Here is a 19123-nt window from a genome sequence, read left to right as displayed (position 1 = left end):
AAGGACAACGTAATTTTCAAAATTCGTGCAATTTTTTCGCTCTGTTACCTTTCTATTTACGTAACAGTTGAGAAATTAATTATAGAGGATGCTATGAAGACGTTATCTAAGTTAATAATCGGATTCTCTTTCGGGCTGCCAGTCTTGTTCCTACTAATCAGTACGGTAAGCAGCGCGGACACGATGAGCAAAACGAACACATCAGAAAAAGTAGAGGTTGCGACACTTGCGGGCGGCTGTTTTTGGTGTACAGAGTCAGATTTAGAGCAACTAACCGGTGTGTTGGACGTGGTTTCTGGCTATTCGGGTGGTCACGTTAAAAACCCAACCTACAAACAAGTGTCTTCGGGTAAGAGCGGGCACATTGAAGTGGTCGAGGTGAAATACGATCCAAGCGTGGTAAGCTACGAGCAAGTTCTGGACTACTTTTTCAGACACATCGATCCGACCGACGATAAAGGTTCGTTTGTTGATCGCGGTCCTCAATATCGCCCAGCGATTTTTTATCACAATGAGCAGCAAAAGCAGGTTGCAGAAAACTTCATGATGGAAATCGACAAAGCGATGATCTATCCGAAACCGCTGAAAACAGAGTTAATCAAATTTGATAAGTTTTATCCTGCCGAGACATACCATCAGGACTATTACAAAAAGAGCAGTTTGAAATACAAGTACTATCGTTACGCTTCGGGACGAGATCAGTACCTGGATGACGTGTTCGGCGATGATCGTAAAGAACGTCCGAAAACCCTTCGCCAACTTATCGAAGAGAAAAAGCTATTGTCGAAGGTCAAAGCTTACAACAAACCTTCCCAAGCTAAAATCAAGTCTACCCTGACGGAATTGCAATATTACGTCACACAAGAAGAAGGGACAGAAAAACCGTTTGATAATGAGTATTGGGATAACAAAAAAGCGGGTATTTACGTCGATATTGTCACGGGTGAACCGCTATTTTCTTCAACCGACAAATACAAATCCGGCACCGGTTGGCCAAGCTTTACTAAACCAATCAATCCCGGATACATCGTGGAAAAAACCGATTATAAGTTGCTGTACCCACGAACAGAGGTTCGCAGCAAATTTGGAGATTCACACCTTGGCCACGTGTTTGAAGACGGGCCAAAACCAACCGGCCTGCGTTACTGCATGAACTCTGCTGCGATGAAATTTGTTCCTGTAAATAAAATGGCGCAGCAAGGTTACGGCGATTACTTGTATCTTTTCAAATAGTGGCAAAAGTATGAAGGGGTTTAAAGCGCATTTACCGACGAAAACCTGCCCTGTCTGTAAACGGCCGTTTTCCTGGCGCAAAAAATGGCAACGAAATTGGGCAGAAGTGGTTTATTGCTCTGAGCGCTGTCGCCGTAGTAAGTCATCACTAACCTCATAGACCTAAAAGACATTACCAAGGCAAACACTCTCCGTCATACGCCCAAAACGCCCCGCTCTCTTGTGGGGCTGCTTTTTCTATTAACTGAATCAAATCAGACGCGACTCGCTGTGGCGTGAAAAGCTTATTTGAAGGCACATTCGCCTGAAAAGGTGCAGATAGAGGTGTGTCCGTCGTACCGGGGTGAAGCGCTAGAACCACGCCATGCTTTACCGTGCGACGCCACTCAATCGACATGGTTTTAAGAAACATATTGAGCGCAGCCTTGGAAGCTCGGTAGCTGTACCAGCCACCAAGTTGATTGTCACTGATGCTGCCAACTTTTGCCGATATTGAAGCAAACTTTGGATTGTGACTGCGTTTTAAGGCAGGTGTGAAGTATTTCGCCAACAGCAGGGTTGGTAAGGTATTAACCGCGACCGATTCAAGAAAAAAGTCGGCGTCCAGAGCGCTCAGATTCTTTTCAGGCCCTTTGTCCTTGGTATGCAACATGCCGATGCAGTTAATCACCCAATCGACCTCGCAGACAGACTCACTCAAGCTTCTTATTTGAGATTCATCGCTGACATCAACTCGATGCCAAGTCACTCCACGTTGATGAACGTCTGGCTTTTGTCGACGATAGGTAGCGTGAACCTCCGCAGTCGGAAATCGTCTTCCTACTTCTTGCACTATCGCCCACCCGATTCCACCATTTCCACCAGCAACCAGAATTTTCATTACAAGTTCTCCAAGTCAGATATGTATTGATCTGCCGTATCCAGAATGGCTTGACGTTGCGACTCTTCCATATTGTCCCACGAACGGAAAATCATCCCGATTCGCGGATTGCTGGCTAAGCGCTTCTCGTGTTTGTGCATAAAGCGCCAGTACAAGCTGTTAAATGGGCACGAGCCTTCACCACTTCGAGACTTGTTGTCGTAGTGGCAGTTTTTGCAATAGTCACTCATTTTATTAATGTAGGAGCCACTGGCGGCATAGGGCTTAGTGCCAACAATGCCACCATCGGCGAACAAAGCCATCCCTCGGGTGTTGGGCATTTCCACCCATTCAATCGCATCGACGTATATACCAAGGTACCATTCATCCACTTGGTCTGGATCTATCTCTGTCAGCAAACAAAAATTACCCGTGATCATCAAACGCTGGATGTGGTGTGCGTAGGCGTAATCAAGTGACTGTCCAATCGCATTACGCATACAAGCCATTTTCGTTTCACCACTCCAAAAGTAGCCGGGCAGTTGGCGTGACGCCCCAAGCTCATTTTTCTGCGGATACTGTGGCATATTCGCCCAATAAATGGCGCGTATGTACTCTCGCCAGCCTAAAACTTGACGAATAAAGCCTTCGACCTGAGAAATATCGATATTGGGGTTCGCCTCAAAGACACGAAGCGCAGCATCAATCACTTCCTTCGGATGCAGTAATTTACTGTTCATCGAAAAAGACAATCGACTGTGGTAAAGGCTCCACTTCGCATCATGCTCGCCCGTCATGGCGTCCTGAAACCGTCCAAACAAAGGGAGGCAGACCTGACAGAAATGCGCCAGCAGAGATAAGCTCTGAGTACGGTTAACTGGCCAAAGCAGAGCTGCATCGAGTTTGCCTATCGTCTGGATATCGTGTCGGTTTAAGCGCGCAATACTCTCATCCACATTTAAGCTGAACATCAGCGGATTAGGCAGTTGTTCGATGTCTTTTACTTTGAGTTTATTGCGATTGTTGGCGTCGTAATTCCACTTTCCACCCAGAGGTTTGCCGTCTTGCATCAAAATATTGAAACGCTTACGCATTCGGCGATAAAAGTGTTCCATCGTGACGTGCTTCCCTTTCGGAAACTGCGGCTCTATTTCCTCAAATGGCAGTAAAAAGTGCTCAGTATCGACACAACGCGTAACCACGCCTTCTAGTTTTACATTTGCTAACTGTTCCAACAGCCGGTATTCATCCGGTCTTTGATACTCAAACTTAATCGCACCGACTTCGCTAATGTAGTGCGTTAGCAACTGTTCGAGATTCTCAAAAGGCTGAGTGTCATCCAAAGTTAAAAACAATACATGATGACCTTCACTCTGCTTCTCTGTCGCAAACTGCGCCATGGCAGAAAAAAACGCACATACTTTTTGTATATGATGCGTAACATAAGTATTTTCCTGCTTCAGTTCAGCTATCAGAAAAAGTACGTTGTCATCCACTTGTTGAAACCATGAATGCTCACTATTGAGTTGATCACCCAGTATCAGTCTCACTGTTTTATATCGCATGTATCATTCCTTTCGCGAATAATTATTGCTTAAGGTCATTGATTTGGGTCTTATGCTGTCAAAATCATCAATAATTATCCTGATCACTCATTTTTGTATAAAGCATTCAAATATTTAAAGCGATACTGTTCATTTTCCGTTACTCTAAGATTAATTCCATTTTGTTACTTTCATCCCAGAAATGACTGACGAGTTTAAGAAATCGACCGCTAACTTAAAAAAAGCGGTACCGCTAATGATCAAAAACTACGTAGCAGCCACGCCAGCTAACTACGCGCTTTGGTATACGTACGTGGATAACGCTATTCCAGATCTCAATCTAGAGATGGATACGGTGTTAGAAAGCTACGATGTTTGTCCGCCAGCTGCCACGAAGAATCTCTATAAGCGTTACGTTGCGGATAAAGCGGAAACCAGTCTTGACGATCTAAGAAACAATCTAGAAGTGTTGTTGAACGAAATATCAAGTTCAATGGATGATACGATTTCAGATACCTCCACATTTTCAGACATGGTAGATAAGAGCGTCAATAAGCTAGAAAAAGTTCAAGATAACAGTGTGAGTATTGAGGAAGTCATGAACGCCGTCCATCAGTTCGTAGAGGATGCGCATGAGATTCGTCATTCAACTAAGTTTTTAAACAGTCAGCTCACCAACGCCAGTGAAGAGATTTCTCGCCTCAAAACCCAACTGGCAGAAGTACAAAAAGACGCGCTATTTGATGGGCTATCCAACCTCTACAACCGTCGCGCTTTTGATTCAGATCTCGCCACGCTAGTCGATGCAAATCAAGCAATGAGTCTAATCATGCTTGATATTGACCATTTCAAAGAATTTAACGACTGCTACGGTCACCTTTTTGGTGACAGTGTACTTAAATCCATTGCTCGACGACTACAACAGAGTTGTCGTGATGGAAGCTGTGCTTATCGTTTTGGCGGCGAAGAGTTTGCGTTAATTGTACCGAACAAATCGCTGCGTATTACACGTCAATATGCTGATACGCTGCGCCGTATGATCGAGAAGTTGCGAGTGAAGGATAAACGCACAGGCAGTCAGGTTCACAGCATAACGGCATCTTTCGGCGTGGCAGAATTTGAGCCGGGAGATACAGCAGACGCTCTGGTAGCCAAAGCGGATAAGCAACTTTACGATGCAAAACAATTAGGCCGAAATAGAGTAATGCCTATCTAGTCGTTCAACGCTCTGACCGAGCTCTGTTAGCGTTTTTATTGGATCGAAAAATAACAAACCCTGCAATTGTGCAGGGTTTTGTCTATTTGACTGATCGTTTGGGTTAAAGGTTAATCTACTTTGTAGCAGTAACTCAGAACGTAATCATCACCATTTTTAGCCGTATACTCTTTGTCTTCACTACAAGCCATTGGTTTGCCTTTCTTATCGCCTTTCACCAGGCTAATCCAGTGACGCATCGCCGTTGGAGCATTGCCCGTCAGCTCAGGGTTGAATGTTGTGCGAGTTTCTAGCTGAATATCATCGATGTCCATCAGCTCTACACAACCGGTGCCTTTGTGACAACCGAACATTACTTCAACATGATTGCCTGACTCATCTTTAAGCAAAATCGATTTAGGATCTTCTTTCTCACCGGTGTAAGCCACGAAGTGCTTTGGACTTTTCAGGCCGCTGTGAGAACCATCTTTGAAATAGGCCAACACATGACGGTAGTCAATTACGTAACTTGATACATCCTGGTGTGACCCATTCTCCAATGGGAACATACGGTCAAGTAGTTGCTTTGCTTTTACTTGTTTTTCACTCTGTTGCTCAGCACTTACCGCTTCGACGGCAAATACAGCTTCAGCGATAAATGGGCGTTGTTGTTGTTGCATTTCTTTATTATCGAAGTTCAGCATATTCATCGTCATATCCTCGTACTAAAAACTCGTCCTAGAGTACTTACTTAATTGGGTTGTTTAAGTTTCAGACAATTCTGTGAAGTTGATGGTTAATTTCCTTGTCTGCTTAGTATGTAGACTAGCGAATAATTTACTACAATTTCACAACAAAAATTTTACAGTGTGAATTTTACAAAATGTCTGTGTCAAAAAGCTTAATTCGTCAGTCTCACTTTCTCGGAACCAAGATACGTAATCTGAGAAAAAACAACCACTTAACCATGGAAGATTTGTCAGCTCGCTGTGTAAGGATCAATCCAGAGTACGCGCCTTCGGTTTCTTACCTTTCGATGATTGAACGTGGAAAACGCGTCCCAAGTATCGATATGCTGGAAGTGATCGCGGAAGTTTTTCAAAAAGATCCAGCTTGGTTTCTAGATGATGAGCCGGAATTGGAAGCCATTACGCCCAACAAAGGTAACCGTGGTGGTATTAATGGTATGGCGCTAGAACCAAGCTTCCTGTTTTCCAACGATATTCTTCAGATTGCAATTCCTGAAATGCTCTCCCAGACAGGAATTACAGGTCGCCAATTTGCTCACTTACTGATTCGGGCTCACCAGGAGAACCATCAGAATCACTTCCCTGACCTTGAGCGAGCTGCCGAAGAAGTCGGACTAAAACGGTTGAATCTCTCGGTGGAAGACCTAATCGACATTGCAAAAAGCATGGGATTGGATATCAGGTGGATTGACCGAGCGCCAAAAGATGTTATCGACGAACTTGGCGTCAGTGCTAAGCAGCTAATCACTTCGTTCATGGAGGCGCCTGGGACAATCTATCTGAACAAGAGAATGCGCGATTACCCAACCAGACTGAAATATGACCTGGCGGTATACATCGGTCATCGAGTCCTACACAGCAGTGATGCAATGAATAACGTACTGACCATAGGACATCAGAATAACTGGGAGCAAATGGACAGCCCCATCTCCAACTCGGAGTTGAATTCACAAGATATTTTGCAGGCATGGCGTGATTTTGAATCTAGCTTTTTTGCTGGCGCACTCTTGTGTCCTAAAGTACCGTTTCGTCAATTGCTAGACCGCTCAGGCTACGAAATCGACGTACACAAAAAAGCTGGGGTTTCCCCTTCTGTGGCCATGCGCCGAATGACGGTTGTTTCACCTTACCCGCATTGGCATTATTTTGATGCCTACGGCCCAGGAAAGCTCAAAGCGGTATATCGAGGGAATGGTATTCCTTTACCGTGGGGCAACATGCGCAAAGTAAACGATCCTTGCCAACATTGGGCAGTGTTCCGCCGTTTAGCGCAGCCACTGGATACCAGCTCGGCTCAAATCTCGATTCTTAATGTCGGTGATGAGCCACGCATTTACTGCTGTGAGTCAGTCAATGTCTTTGATCCGGCAGGAAACAACCGCGTGTTATGCGCTGGTATCGATTTGAACCCAGCGATCACTGCGCAAGGTGGCGATGCCGTTTCTATCGCAGAAGAGTTGAAGTCCCTGTGTGTGGCATCAGGTGGCAGTAGTGTTATTCCTACTCATATTAAGAAGGACTTAACGACCATTGCTAAAATTTTAAATATTAACTGGATAGAGCGTGGGATACAGACGCAAGCAAGGCTGATTTGCTCAAGGGGTGCAGTTTGTCCAAGACAACCAAGCTGTTACAGCAAATGTGACGAGGCAGATCAGACAGAAGGTGATGTAAAAATTCTTGATCTCTAGAAAGAAAAAACGCCAATCACAATAATCGTGATTGGCGGTATATACTTGTGAACAAATTGCATTCACTAACAACGTCAGTTGGCTAGGTGACCCTCGGCTTAATAAGGGTCAATAGTATATAAGCATGATGCGTGCCAACTTTAAAAACCCATTTTCTAGCCGTTCTAGATGCATATTGTTGGTTTATTGAGCAATAAATTTGCACATTGCAATTGCAAAATGCAATAACATGTAAATATGCCACCAACCGCATTGCTACTAATTACTTTCTCAAAAAGAACACTTTTCGAACAAGTTGCATTTAAAACTATTAATCGAGCTGCTCAGATACGTTACTAAAGTTTACCCCAACTTCGCTGGAACCCCTTGAGCCTTACTATGCTTATGCAGATACATTCTTTGGTCCGCAATTTTCATCATCTGCTCTGGTGAGGTGATTCCGGGTTCAAACATCGCGTAGCCCATACTGACGTGTAATTGAATTCGATCTTCTCCATAAATGACCGGCTTAGAACAAAGCGCCAATTCAACCTTCTGCAATAACACCTGCAAACTCTCTTCCGATTTAGGGTTATAAACCACAACTAAAAATTCATCGCCGCCCATGCGAGCAACCATATCAGAACGACGTAGACTGCTTTTGACACGTTCCGCCGTCTCTCGTAAAACTTTGTCACCCGCATCATGACCATACGTATCATTGATATGTTTAAAGTGATCAAGGTCGATATTCACTAGAGCAAAGTTGTAACGCTTTTTATAGCGCAGAGCGAGCTGGAACTGTTGTTTATAGGACTGCATGAAATAGCGACGATTAGGCAAATTTGTCAACTCATCATGTAATGCACGAGTATCAGCAATGATATACAAACGATAAATAACGATAAGTGTGATACTCAATGCCAACAGAGCCGAGTAGCCAAGCAATCTAACCAAATGAAATTCGTACCAAGGAAGCTGATGTTCCAATTTATCACTGGAGAATGCGGACAAACTCCAGCTACCATAAGGAAAGTAAACCGTCTCTGTCGCGTACCTAATCTTTGATAAATTTGGTACGCCAAAGAAGATGTCACCAGATTCACCGCTGCTGTCATAGCCTCTAATCGTCAAAGGGTAACGATGCGAAAATTCGATTAGGCCAGTTTCTTTCAGCAGTTTATCGAAATCTATGACTGCACTGATAACCCCCCAATAGTCCTGATTTAAAGGCGGATCACGAAATACGGGTACCCGCACAATCAGACCACGCCCTCCCTGAACTAACGTAACGGGGCCCGCTATGAATATCTCTTGAATCTCTCTGGCTTTTTGTACTTGTGCCCACTGCTCCGGCACCGTTCGATAATCCAGCCCAAGCACACTCTCATTACCATCGCGTGGAAAGATATGATTGACCACGTCATCTTTTGCGATGCCGATGGCGTCAATATTCTTACTTTTATTCAGAATACGATGTGCGGCTATACCTAGCTCGCGCTCACCACTTTCAGGGAGCAATGTTACTAACGTCCCTAAGGTGCTGGCTTGGTATATGTCGGCCATTAGATCGGCTTCCAGATTCGAACGGAGGGTAGAAAGTTGTTCTTTGGCTTCGGTGAGTAGTTGCTCTCGGTTAACCTCTCGCTGGTTTTGATGTAATAGCTCAACAACCCCGACAAACAGAGCAAAAAAAACGAGGAAGAATAAGACAAAATAATACTGTTTATTGGGAAATTGGCGCATTGGCTCCCCACTATCTCGCATACTGCTGCGAGACGCTTTCATTTATTGTTAAAATTCTTGTTTAATAAAATAATACCCAATAGCTATCATGAAGGTAACAACAATTGAAAAAATTTATGGATAGAGCAGCAAAAAATGCAACAAGATGACTTGTTTGGGAATTCATTCTGGCAGGAAGTAAAGCAGGGCAAACTCTATTATCATCCAAACTTTCTTGAAACAGCGGAAGCAGACAACTTCTTTGCTAGCCTAAGGAAAACACTGCCATGGCACCAGGAGCGAATTAATATTTTTGGCAAATCGGTACTACAACCTCGACTGCAAGCTTGGCATGGTGATGCAGCTTACACCTACTCTGGGCTAACAATGACTCCCTCCCCCTGGACACCCGAGCTGCTTACACTTAAAAAGCGTTGTGAAACCGTCGCTGAGGTCTCTTTTAATTCGGTCCTTGCCAATTTATACCGCAACGGTCAGGACTCAATGGGCTGGCATCAGGATAACGAACCAGAGCTAGGCCGAAATCCAGTGATCGCTTCTCTAAATTTGGGTGAAAGTCGACGATTTTTGCTCAAGAATTTACATTGTAAAACCCAGATTGAATACGAGCTTTCTCATGGCGCGTTATTGGTCATGGCAGGCGAGCTTCAACACCACTGGAGCCACAGCGTGCCAAAAACGGCAAAACCCAAAGGTGAGCGTATTAACCTGACTTTTCGACATATTTTGTAGTATTAACCAATCTTTTACACTGAGCTCATCTGTGGGTGGTAGCTTTATGTATAGGTTTTCATGGAATGAATTTATGCGTATCAAGCCGATTAGTTTAGCGTTGTTACTTTCTTGCGCTCTCATTTTTCAAACTCAAGCGTCTGAGGTTGAGTCTCCAGCTTTAAGTTATTCCCAATCCGCACAATTAATCCGGGATACTTATGAACGTAAACTATTCACGCTACCTCCCTTTAAAGAAGGGCATTTTGGGCTACGTATGTACCGGCAGACACAAGATCAAAAGTATCTTGCCGCGATTTGGACCGATATGGCGCAAGTCGCAAGCCGGTTAAACCGATTATCCGACGAGGTAGTCAAGCCGGAAGAGATCATTTTATACGCTTCGCAGCGACTAACACGATACCAGAAGAAAGATGATGAGCGTGGCCAGCTACGGTATACAGTGACAAAGCATCACCCGGAGTATTTATACTTGGGTATCGACTTGCTGGGAGCAATGGCCAGAGCAGACGAATACGGTTTGAAGCACCAAAACGATGAAACGCTTAGAGAAGTATTGCGCCGTTATGACTTCACTCGTTATGCCACTGACCCAGAGATGATAGAAGCGTGGGCAGCACAGTTAGCCAATCAAGTTTATTGGCTAAGGCAACTTGGTGAGCAAGATGTGGTTGGGGCGTTTACTCAGGCATTTAAAAACACCTACCCCGACGACAAGGATAGAGCGCTATCAACCCAGCAGTACGGCAACAAAATTTACGGCATGACACACATTATTTTTGCCGATTCGCAGTACTATCAAAAGCAGGTGAGCGTACAAGAGCATCAATGGATTTTCGACTATTTTCGCAATAATATCGATACCATTTTGCTGCGATGTAAAGAAGACATTATTGCTGAAGTCGGTATCTCGTTCCTTCTCGCCGGGCTAACGCATGATCCCGTGGTCGAAAAAACACGTAACGCAATTCGGACCGCTATCGATCAAGAGCAAGGCATGATCCCATCGGTTGAAGACAGTTTTGATCTTAAATTTGGAGAACACCGAAACGTGTTAGCCATCATGTTATTAGACTGGAAAGGCGTGAACCAAGGGCCGAGCTATGAATCTTTGCCAAAATCATTCCAATCCATACCTTATGGTTTGATTCCTAAAGACCAGGAGTAGCAAAACCCGCCACAACGGCGGGTTTTTCGTACTAAATGAAGCAAGAATTTTACAGAGAAATAAAGATACCCGCTAAGCACGCACTCATTAGGTTGGCTAATGTCCCAGCCGCGACGGCTCTCAGCCCCATGTTCGCGACATCTTTACGACGCTCAGGCGCCATCACACCAATAGAACCTAGCTGAATCGCTATCGAACCAATGTTAGCAAAGCCACACAACGCGAAGGTAATAATGACTTGAGAGTGCTCGGACAACGTCGCTTTGTGCTGCACAAAATCAATGAACGCAACAAACTCATTCATGACGACTTTTTGACCGACATACGAGCCAGCCGCAAGAATTTCATGCGTTGGGACACCAATCAACCAAGCTAGCGGCGAGAACATGTAACCCAAAATAGCTTGTAACGTCACACCAGCGAACCCAAGCATCCCTCCTAAGTTTTCAAGGCCAGTATTTACCATGGCAATCACACTCACAAAGGCGATCAGCATAGTACCCACTGCAACCGCGACTTTCATACCACCCATTGCGCCACTTGCTAGCGCATCGATGACGTTGCTTTCGTCCGCTTTATCCAACTCAATGTCGTTGTAATCGCTCGGCTGTTCGCTCTCAGGTACGATGATTTTGGCCATCATCAGACTGCCAGGTGCTGCCATGAAGCTCGCCGCAATCAGATACTTAAGTTCGACTCCTAAACCTGCATAACCACCTAAAACACTGCCGGCGACAGATGCCATGCCGCCAGCCATCACCGCAAAAAGCTCAGAGCGTGTCATTCTGGATAAGAATGGACGAATCAAAAGCGGTGATTCACCTTGAGACAAAAAAATGTTACCCGTGGCAACCAAAGACTCAGCTTTACTGGTACCGAGGAACTTCTGGATTGCACCCCCAATAAGTTGAATCACCTTTTGCATAATGCCCAGATAGTAAAGGGCTGAAATAAGCGCACTAAAAAAGATAATAATAGGCAGGACACGGATGGCGAAGATAAAGCCTGTAGAAGCCAGGTCACCGAAGAGGAATTTAATTCCCTCATCAGCAAAGCTCAGCAGCCCTGCAACACCATGACTGAGACTCGTGAGTGCCGCCTGACCCATTGGGAAATAAAGCACTAACGCTGCAAAACCCATTTGCAACAAGAGTGCACGGCGCACCGTTTTCCAGTTAATAGAGGAACGACTCTCTGAAAGAAGGACAGCACAACCCAGCAGTGCAGCGATACCAAATAAACTAAATAGAATACTCATGGCCCAACCTACACAACGTGAACAAAAAGAGAAGCACCAAAGGACTTGGTGAAAGACGGAATCAACGTATTGAGTGATAAAACACATAGCAAATGTGAATATGGACAGAGCGAATAGTTCGACATCTTATTTTTACCTTATACAAGCAATAAAAGGGAGCTGGTCCGGTCCGTGGGGTCATTCACTGCTGGCGAGCTGATAGCTGTGCCTGCTCCATGTGACGGCTTGTATGGGTAAGGGCCTTGAACAACAAACCCTAAATCCCGTTTAAACGGGACGACAGTATAGTCAACAAAAAGAGATATTCATCACATTTATAAAAGCAAACGTTCAAGCGTTCATATTTCATGCAAACCAGGCATTTTGCGCTAATATCCATACCTACATAAAGGCTATCATTGAAAACTCTTCAGCTTTGCAAGTGAAAAACGGCCAATAAATGCGCAATCAAACGGGAAAGGCTAAAAATGCGTAACTTTACACTCGCCAAGAGGTAGAATTTGGTTATACAATTTGATTCGCTTCTTTCCGAAGCCTCTGTTACTACAGAGCATCATGATGCCGAGATGGTGAAATTGGTAGACACGCTAGCATGAGGTGCTAGTGCCTTTGGTGTGAGGGTTCGAGTCCCTCTCTCGGCACCATCATCCTTCTTCTTTTGATTTCGTTTGAGTGTAATGCAAAGTTCTAAGCAGGCAAGACCATCCGCAGATGCAAACCAACTTCTGAGCGAACTTGCTGTGCATGCTTTACTGCATCTACATTTTAAAATTCATGCTTCGCCCCACCCTATCTCTTTAAAAGAACGTAATGACCTGCTGCAAAAATGGCTCAAACCAAAACTGAAAAGCAATCGCTACAAGCTGATTAAAAAGCCATTAAAGTCACTGACACAGCAAGCAAAAGGGGAAAACGGTAACCTAGAAGCGTTGTTGGAACGATGTGTGGGAGCAGACAAGCCAGGTAACCCTCAGCCGCATTTAGACAGCTACCTGCTACTTATTAATGAAATCGAAAAGAAATTAGGCACCACGGTATTACTCTCTCGTCCAGAGGACGTCGACCTATCGCATGATCAACATGGATGCCTGTTATGTGTCTTATCCGAGAACCTAAACCAGCATTTCGACGATAATAATGCCCTAATCGAGCCTATTTCGATGCTTTTCCGTGGCCCAATGAGCCAACGTTCACTATTCCTAGGCAGCATTTACGCTAACAACACGTTTAATTACGAAGTGCTGTATCAAGATGAGCAGTTCGTGCGCATTACGCTCGAACTCGCATAACTCGTTAACAGGTTACTGCCTCCTTATCAGTAACGCTCTGTGCCTATATCAACTTTCGCCTTTATTTTTGTATCGATTTTATCGCAAATGTATTCTCCGATAGGTATCGCAGACGTTGCTGCTGGCGATGGCGCATTACACACGTGCAGACTACGTGCCGTTTCTGCAAATAGAAAATCATGCACTAATGTGCCATCCGACAACACAGCCTGAGCACGAATACCGGCAGGGTGAGGCTTCAGATCTTCAACTTGGATTGTGGGACAGTATTTGTTAACGAGCTGCAAATAGCCGGATTTCCACCAAGAGTTCTTAAACTCTTCTAACCCCGTTTTCAGATGCTTTTTTGTCACTTTCCAAAAGCCTGGGAAGCGCAGCATCCTCCATGTATCTCGAAAGCTAAAGTTAAATTTAGCGTATCCTTCCCGCTTCCAGCCTTGTACCGCATTCGGCCCCACAGTGACTGAACCATCAATCATGCGAGTCAGATGAACGCCTAAAAAGGGTAAGTCCGGATCAGGGATTGGGTAGATGAGGTGATTGACGACATTGTTGTACTTACTGTCTAAACGATAATATTCGCCACGATATGGGATGATTTGAAAATCGGTCTTTATCTTCATCATCTTAGTCATACGATCAGCCATTAACCCGCTGCAAGTCATCAGCATCTTGCAGTTAAGCTGCATCGACTGACCATCAGAGACACAAGTAATCTGCACCTCTTGATCTTTTTCTTCAATGGCGACCACTTGAGTACGTAAACTGACTTGCCCACCAAGCTTTTGGAACTCTTTAGCCATGTGTTCAGTCACTCGTCGATAATCAACAATACTTGTAGTTTTGACGTAAATCGCACCCAATCCGGTGATGTTTGGTTCAGCTAGCTTGAGCTGTGCTTGATCAAGTAACTCAGCTTCTATGCCATTGATGTGACAACGTTCGTAGAGGGCATTCATACGCTCTACTTCCTGCTTACTCGTTGCTACCAGAAGTTTGCCACAGTTCTCAACAGGAATGCCGTGCTCCGCACAAAATGAAACGGTAGACTCGACGCCCCGCTTACAAAATTCGGCTTTTAGGCTGCCCGGAGCATAGTACACACCAGCGTGAATCACGCCACTGTTGTGTCCAGTCTGATGCATAGCGTAACCAGACTCTTTCTCCACCAGCAAAATGGAACGATCAGGATGACGCTGTTGCAACTGCCATGCGGTAGACACGCCAACGATACCACCGCCAACGACAATGTAGTCATAAACCGATTTCATACGACCTCAAATAAAAACCCAGAGTTAAGACTGTTGGTACTTAAATTACGGCCACTGTATACAATATTGGTGGGGAATACCGCGCAGCGTGCCACAGGAAACAACATTGGACTACCCCACACAAGAGAATTGTCGCTGTGCTTGGGCTGCTATTTAAACTAAATAAAAACCACTCAGAGACTCTGGAGTTGGTCAAAGAATAGCGGTTTAACATAAGACAACTATTTACAATTACGTTAATATATTAAGCGCTTAATTATTAAACTCGGTCAAAGGAGTTGCCCGAGTTATAGCTCAATACGGAGCGCCTATGGAAAGTCATTATTTAGATGTGAGAACACTTAACTTTATTGTTATTTTGTTTTCTTGTATCTGCTCTATCAGTCTCCTGTGCTACCAATACACACAGAATAGAATCAAAGGATTAAACACTTTTTCTATCTCTTTGTTGTTTATTGGTCTTGGACCATTTTTACTTGGACTGCGAGGTTCTGCTCCTGACTGGCTCACCATTATCGTGGCCAATACCATTATCTTTATCGGCTTCTCGCTTACGCTTTATAGTGTGAGTATATTCCGTTCATTTCCACTTAAACTCGCCCATACCATGGCGGTTCTTATCCCCATATTTAGCTGTTCACTTTACTATTTCACGTTTTACGTACCGTCGGTCAAAAGTCGTGTTATCTATCTTAGTATTTATCTGTGTGTGGTGACATTTTGCAGTGGTATTGCGATGTTGAAAGGAAAAAAGAGCGATCTGGAACTTCCAGTAAAAGCCATGGCTTATTCTTTCTTTTGTTATAGTGCATTTATGGGAGCAAGAGCGCTGTGGAGTATATTTTCGCCAGAAATAGCGAGCTTCATGAATGCAGGACCTATCCATCAACTGACATTCTTATTTAGTATCTGCCTGATTGTTGGTTTAAGTTTTAATATCCTGTGGTTAATAAATGCCCGCCTGGTTTCATCTATCAACGATCTTTCTCTGCGCGATGCCTTGACGGGTCTCTATAATCGCAGGGCGTTGGAAGAAGTCGTTCCGGGTCTCATTTACGACGCGAGAAAACACAACTTGCCCGTCAGCATCGTGATGGCCGATATTGATCGATTTAAAACAATTAACGACCAGTTTGGACATACGGCTGGTGATCAGGTTATGGAAAAGATAGCCAACATACTTAGACAGCACCTACCTGAATCCGCCAGTGTAGTGAGAGTGGGTGGAGATGAGTTCATGATGATTCTTTTAGACAAACGAGAACAGGCTAAACATTTTTCAGAACAGATCAGAACTGCCATAGAAAACGACGCATCCCTTCAATCATTTGACAACATTATCACGATGAGTATTGGGGTCAGCGAACTAGAAACTGGTAATTCGATGGAAACCGCGCTGACGCAAGCAGATGTCGCGTTATACCACTCAAAACGTTCTGGACGTAATCAAGTCACGCTCTATGGGCAATATAGTGACGTATCAAAGGATGCTCCTACACAACAGCACACCGCTTACCCTGCCTAGAGTTCATGAAACCCTAACTGAGGTTTATGACAAGTAGGCTTGTGAGCACACGTTGCAAAAAACATCCACCCGCCGTTATTACTTTATAATGGTTGTAAACACAAAAAGCCCCGCATTTTGCAGGGCTATATTTTAACGCATGGAAGGCTGGAATTATACTGCGATTTCACCACCGTCTTCACGGCGAATAACGACCGTTGAAGCACGAGGACGAACCGTTGTACCTTCAGGTGTTTCTTCTGCCGCATCATCGCTGTATGGCCAGTTACCTGGGTGCTGGATATTTACAAACAACGATTTGTAATCCGGGCTAATGGTAAAGCCTGTGACTTCACAGCCGTTTGGACCAACAAAGAAACGTTTCAGTTCGGCTTGGTTATCCGCACCAATCGTCGCTGGATCGCCATTTTCGTCTGTTAGTTTCGATGGTACAACCGCCAGCATTTGATCGTTGGTGTATGTGGTCACTTCATCCGCACCATTATCAGTTTGGATCCAAAGGATGCCACGACCGTCGAATGCCAAACCGTCTGGGCTCGCGAACTGGTTTAACTCAGTTAAGCTTGAGCGGTTAGTGCCAGCATCGCCGTTTGCTGGTGAGCCGAACACAAAGATATCCCATTCAAACTCAGTCGCAGAATCGCCTTCATCCCAACGAATCACGTGACCAAACTTGTTGTTTAAGCGTGGGTTTGCCGCATTAGTATCTTCTGTACGACGAGTATTGTTGGTTAGTGTCAGGTAAACCGTGCCAGTGAATGGGTCTACAGTACACCACTCAGGGCGGTCCATTGGGGTTGCGCCAACTAAGTCAGCAGCACCAGCTGTATTCAGAATGATTTCTGCTAATGAGTCAAAGTGGTCAGCAAGCGTGCCGCCAGTCGTTGTGATGCTATCTAGCGTTAGTGGTAGCCATGTACCTGTGCTGTCTTCATTGAAGCGCGCTACATAAAGCGTTCCTTCATCCATGTACTTATCACCCGTTGCCAGGCGATTCGCAGGGTTCGCATCAGCAGGGTCCCAAGCCGCTGCTGATTCAAACTTGTACAGGTATTCAAAGCGAGAGTCGTGACCAGAGTAGAATACTACTGGCTTACCTTCTTCCAACTTACCGAATGCACAGCCTTCGTGACGGAAACGACCTAGCGCAGTACGTTTTTTCGCACGTGAGTTTTGTGTGTATGGGTCAATTTCAACAATGTAGCCGTGGCCGTTCGCTTCGTTACGGTAATCGTCAGATGAACTAGCGCCTGTTGGTGCCAGATTAAAACGAGTGAACTCATCCAAACGCTCTTCCGCATTACCAGCCAGGGTATCCCAGCCGTAACGAGTTCCGCTTGTTGAAATACCAATACGCTCTTGATCGTCAGTAAGCTCACCAGCATTAACAAAGTAACCTGGCCAGTTTTCTTCACAGGTTAAGTAAGTGCCCCAAGGCGTGTAGCCATTACCACAGTTGTTCAATGTACCGCGAGCCTGGCTGCCGTCTGGAGAGAAGCGTGTTACCGTCAATTCAGTGTGAGCAACCGGGCCAGATAGATCCATCACAGTCGCACCCGTGTAACGACGGTTTAATGGATCAGCATCAACCAGTTTCCACATGTTGTCTTCAAGTTGGATACGAACAACCGATACGCCGTGCGCGTTGATCTCTTTACGTACTTCGTCAACGATTGTGCGAACTTCGTTTTCTACCGTTGGACCATTTGGATGCAGTGCGTCTGTATCAATGTATTCATGGTTGATACATAGCAGGCCATCGGTTGTGCTGTCATTCAGCGGGAAGAAATGCATCCCATCGTGATGCATGCCTAGGGCGTTAAGCTGGTCATTACCAGTGTTTGAACCATCATTTTGCCATGCGTTACCCTGAGCGTTTAGAGGCGTACCCCACGGTACCAATACCTGAGCTGTGTAGCCAGATGGTACAGACACAGCGTCCGTACGCGAGCCTGCGATAGATTCAAAGTTAAGAACGGCATTTGATACACCTGACGCAGCACTAGCTGAAGAGCCTGAACTTGAAGAGTTACACCCAGCTAATCCAAAAGCACCAAACGCAGTCATTGCACTGATGCCCAAGCCGCCTTTCAAAATACTACGACGCGATAGACTCGCTTCTAGTACTTCTTCAAATGGTTTGTTGTTGCTGTGGTTAAAACGCGTTGCGTCGAAGGTTTCCTTACTCATGGTCTCACTTTCCCAATGTTTGATGTAATTTTAAATTAGAGTTTTATAAGTAGTTGAACGAGGGGAAGTTTGGAGAAATATTGTGACAATAATAATTAAGATACATGAAGGTTATGTTGCTAAATCATTTCTTAACCGAATCAATTAAACGTTGGTGTACGCCATATCTATGCGGCGAGAACTTAGTACAACCTGAACAAAAATCAAGCAACCATGTCGACTTGTTAGAATTTTACTTGGGCTATAGGTTTATAGAAGGTATAAAGTGTGCGTACTAACATCATCAACGAGAGATAGTTATGAAATTAGAAAGAGTCGATAACAAAAGCCGTCGTATCCGTAAGAAACTGTTCTTAGGTGAATTCGCTATCCTGGGGTTCGAAATCAGCTGTGAAACAGACATCAATGACTTCGACCGCTACGAAGTATTCGTTGATGACTTTGTCGATTATATCGACGGTTTGGGACTGTGCTTTGGTGGCGGTGGTCTGGAGCTATTTGAAGGCTTCCTATGTTCAACTGAACGTTACGGCAACGCGACTGAAGAGCAAAAAGCACAAGTGTTAGCTTGGTTGGAAGCTCGCCCTGAAGTAAAAAGTGCACAAGCTGGCGAACTGGTTGACGCAAATTACTTGTAATTCCAGCTCAGGTAATTGAGCCAGGAAAAAGTACACAGGCTGATCTTCGGATCGGC

General features: G+C 44.8%; 16 protein-coding genes and 1 tRNA gene. 10 read left to right on the top strand and 7 right to left on the bottom strand.

Annotated features, from left to right (window positions below; translation table 11 throughout):
* Positions 1-93: 93 nt before the first annotated feature.
* A complete protein-coding gene (msrB, locus tag RXX31_RS12995) occupies positions 94-1233 on the top strand; it encodes a peptide-methionine (R)-S-oxide reductase MsrB (protein WP_317589872.1) in 1140 nt (379 codons plus the stop codon).
* 10 nt (positions 1234-1243) lie between these two features.
* Positions 1244-1393, top strand: coding sequence for a DUF2256 domain-containing protein (locus tag RXX31_RS12990; RefSeq protein WP_317589871.1), 150 nt, complete (start codon positions 1244-1246; stop codon positions 1391-1393).
* 12 nt (positions 1394-1405) lie between these two features.
* Here the strand turns inward: RXX31_RS12990 and RXX31_RS12985 are convergent, their stop codons facing one another.
* Positions 1406-2113 carry an SDR family oxidoreductase gene (locus RXX31_RS12985; RefSeq protein WP_317589869.1) on the bottom strand — a complete coding sequence of 236 codons (708 nt, stop codon included), beginning with the start codon at positions 2111-2113 and terminating at the stop codon, positions 1406-1408.
* Positions 2113-3657, bottom strand: coding sequence for a cryptochrome/photolyase family protein (locus tag RXX31_RS12980; protein ID WP_317589868.1), 1545 nt, complete (start codon positions 3655-3657; stop codon positions 2113-2115). The genes RXX31_RS12985 and RXX31_RS12980 overlap by 1 nt, the downstream gene beginning before the upstream one ends.
* Positions 3658-3838: 181 nt before the next feature.
* Between RXX31_RS12980 and RXX31_RS12975 the strand changes: the two genes are divergently transcribed.
* Entirely contained in the window at positions 3839-4852 is a 1014-nt protein-coding gene (locus RXX31_RS12975; protein WP_317589867.1) for a GGDEF domain-containing protein, read from the top strand.
* A gap of 110 nt (positions 4853-4962) precedes the next feature.
* Here RXX31_RS12975 and RXX31_RS12970 read toward each other — a convergent pair whose 3' ends face one another.
* Complete coding sequence (locus tag RXX31_RS12970) at positions 4963-5541, bottom strand: hypothetical protein (protein ID WP_317589866.1); 579 nt, start codon at positions 5539-5541, stop codon at positions 4963-4965.
* 173 nt (positions 5542-5714) lie between these two features.
* Here RXX31_RS12970 and RXX31_RS12965 point away from each other — a divergent pair, with 173 nt between their 5' ends.
* The gene (locus tag RXX31_RS12965; protein ID WP_317589864.1) at positions 5715-7271 is read left to right on the top strand and encodes a DUF3612 domain-containing protein; all 1557 of its coding nucleotides are present in this window, start codon (positions 5715-5717) and stop codon (positions 7269-7271) included.
* A gap of 342 nt (positions 7272-7613) precedes the next feature.
* Here RXX31_RS12965 and RXX31_RS12960 read toward each other — a convergent pair whose 3' ends face one another.
* Positions 7614-8996 (bottom strand): diguanylate cyclase, encoded by a 1383-nt coding sequence (locus RXX31_RS12960; protein ID WP_317589863.1) that lies wholly within the window; start codon positions 8994-8996, stop codon positions 7614-7616.
* A gap of 135 nt (positions 8997-9131) precedes the next feature.
* Here RXX31_RS12960 and RXX31_RS12955 point away from each other — a divergent pair, with 135 nt between their 5' ends.
* Entirely contained in the window at positions 9132-9728 is a 597-nt protein-coding gene (locus RXX31_RS12955) for an alpha-ketoglutarate-dependent dioxygenase AlkB (RefSeq protein WP_317589861.1), read from the top strand.
* Between the two features lie 73 nt (positions 9729-9801).
* Complete coding sequence (locus tag RXX31_RS12950; protein ID WP_317589859.1) at positions 9802-10896, top strand: DUF3541 domain-containing protein; 1095 nt, start codon at positions 9802-9804, stop codon at positions 10894-10896.
* A 49-nt stretch (positions 10897-10945) separates the two neighbouring features.
* Here the strand turns inward: RXX31_RS12950 and RXX31_RS12945 are convergent, their stop codons facing one another.
* Positions 10946-12154, bottom strand: a complete 1209-nt coding sequence (locus RXX31_RS12945; protein WP_317589857.1) for a NupC/NupG family nucleoside CNT transporter — start codon at positions 12152-12154, stop codon at positions 10946-10948.
* Positions 12155-12714: 560 nt separating this feature from the next.
* Between RXX31_RS12945 and RXX31_RS12940 the strand changes: the two genes are divergently transcribed.
* Both RXX31_RS12940 and RXX31_RS12935 read left to right on the top strand, forming a co-directional pair.
* A tRNA-Leu gene (locus RXX31_RS12940) sits at positions 12715-12798 on the top strand.
* Between the two features lie 33 nt (positions 12799-12831).
* Entirely contained in the window at positions 12832-13443 is a 612-nt protein-coding gene (locus RXX31_RS12935) for a DUF2913 family protein (RefSeq protein WP_317589856.1), read from the top strand.
* 26 nt (positions 13444-13469) lie between these two features.
* On the opposite strand, the gene lhgO is transcribed toward RXX31_RS12935, so the two are convergent.
* Positions 13470-14714: an L-2-hydroxyglutarate oxidase gene (gene lhgO, locus RXX31_RS12930; RefSeq protein WP_317589855.1), complete on the bottom strand. Its 1245-nt coding sequence runs from the start codon at positions 14712-14714 to the stop codon at positions 13470-13472.
* A 310-nt stretch (positions 14715-15024) separates the two neighbouring features.
* Between lhgO and RXX31_RS12925 the strand changes: the two genes are divergently transcribed.
* Positions 15025-16239, top strand: a complete 1215-nt coding sequence (locus RXX31_RS12925) for a GGDEF domain-containing protein (protein WP_317589854.1) — start codon at positions 15025-15027, stop codon at positions 16237-16239.
* A 153-nt stretch (positions 16240-16392) separates the two neighbouring features.
* Here the strand turns inward: RXX31_RS12925 and RXX31_RS12920 are convergent, their stop codons facing one another.
* Positions 16393-18429 carry a PhoX family phosphatase gene (locus RXX31_RS12920; RefSeq protein WP_317589853.1) on the bottom strand — a complete coding sequence of 679 codons (2037 nt, stop codon included), beginning with the start codon at positions 18427-18429 and terminating at the stop codon, positions 16393-16395.
* Positions 18430-18728: 299 nt separating this feature from the next.
* On the opposite strand from RXX31_RS12920, the gene RXX31_RS12915 reads away from it, so the two are divergent.
* Positions 18729-19067: a 50S ribosome-binding protein YggL gene (locus RXX31_RS12915; protein WP_317589852.1), complete on the top strand. Its 339-nt coding sequence runs from the start codon at positions 18729-18731 to the stop codon at positions 19065-19067.
* The last annotated feature ends 56 nt before the right edge of the window (positions 19068-19123 follow it).

Origin of the sequence: Vibrio sp. EA2 (assembly GCF_033042495.1) — a bacterium.
GTDB lineage: Bacteria > Pseudomonadota > Gammaproteobacteria > Enterobacterales > Vibrionaceae > Vibrio.
Note: the sequence above shows the minus strand (reverse complement) of the source record. Positions and strands in the feature narration are given on the sequence as shown.

Coding starts and splice junctions, on each gene's coding strand:
- msrB (WP_317589872.1), top strand. CDS start 94: ATGAAGACGTTATCTAAGTTAATAATCGGATTCTCTTTCGGGCTGCCA.
- RXX31_RS12990 (WP_317589871.1), top strand. CDS start 1,244: ATGAAGGGGTTTAAAGCGCATTTACCGACGAAAACCTGCCCTGTCTGT.
- RXX31_RS12985 (WP_317589869.1), bottom strand. CDS start 2,113: ATGAAAATTCTGGTTGCTGGTGGAAATGGTGGAATCGGGTGGGCGATA.
- RXX31_RS12980 (WP_317589868.1), bottom strand. CDS start 3,657: ATGCGATATAAAACAGTGAGACTGATACTGGGTGATCAACTCAATAGT.
- RXX31_RS12975 (WP_317589867.1), top strand. CDS start 3,839: ATGACTGACGAGTTTAAGAAATCGACCGCTAACTTAAAAAAAGCGGTA.
- RXX31_RS12970 (WP_317589866.1), bottom strand. CDS start 5,541: ATGAATATGCTGAACTTCGATAATAAAGAAATGCAACAACAACAACGC.
- RXX31_RS12965 (WP_317589864.1), top strand. CDS start 5,715: ATGTCTGTGTCAAAAAGCTTAATTCGTCAGTCTCACTTTCTCGGAACC.
- RXX31_RS12960 (WP_317589863.1), bottom strand. CDS start 8,996: ATGCGCCAATTTCCCAATAAACAGTATTATTTTGTCTTATTCTTCCTC.
- RXX31_RS12955 (WP_317589861.1), top strand. CDS start 9,132: ATGCAACAAGATGACTTGTTTGGGAATTCATTCTGGCAGGAAGTAAAG.
- RXX31_RS12950 (WP_317589859.1), top strand. CDS start 9,802: ATGCGTATCAAGCCGATTAGTTTAGCGTTGTTACTTTCTTGCGCTCTC.
- RXX31_RS12945 (WP_317589857.1), bottom strand. CDS start 12,154: ATGAGTATTCTATTTAGTTTATTTGGTATCGCTGCACTGCTGGGTTGT.
- RXX31_RS12935 (WP_317589856.1), top strand. CDS start 12,832: ATGCAAAGTTCTAAGCAGGCAAGACCATCCGCAGATGCAAACCAACTT.
- lhgO (WP_317589855.1), bottom strand. CDS start 14,714: ATGAAATCGGTTTATGACTACATTGTCGTTGGCGGTGGTATCGTTGGC.
- RXX31_RS12925 (WP_317589854.1), top strand. CDS start 15,025: ATGGAAAGTCATTATTTAGATGTGAGAACACTTAACTTTATTGTTATT.
- RXX31_RS12920 (WP_317589853.1), bottom strand. CDS start 18,429: ATGAGTAAGGAAACCTTCGACGCAACGCGTTTTAACCACAGCAACAAC.
- RXX31_RS12915 (WP_317589852.1), top strand. CDS start 18,729: ATGAAATTAGAAAGAGTCGATAACAAAAGCCGTCGTATCCGTAAGAAA.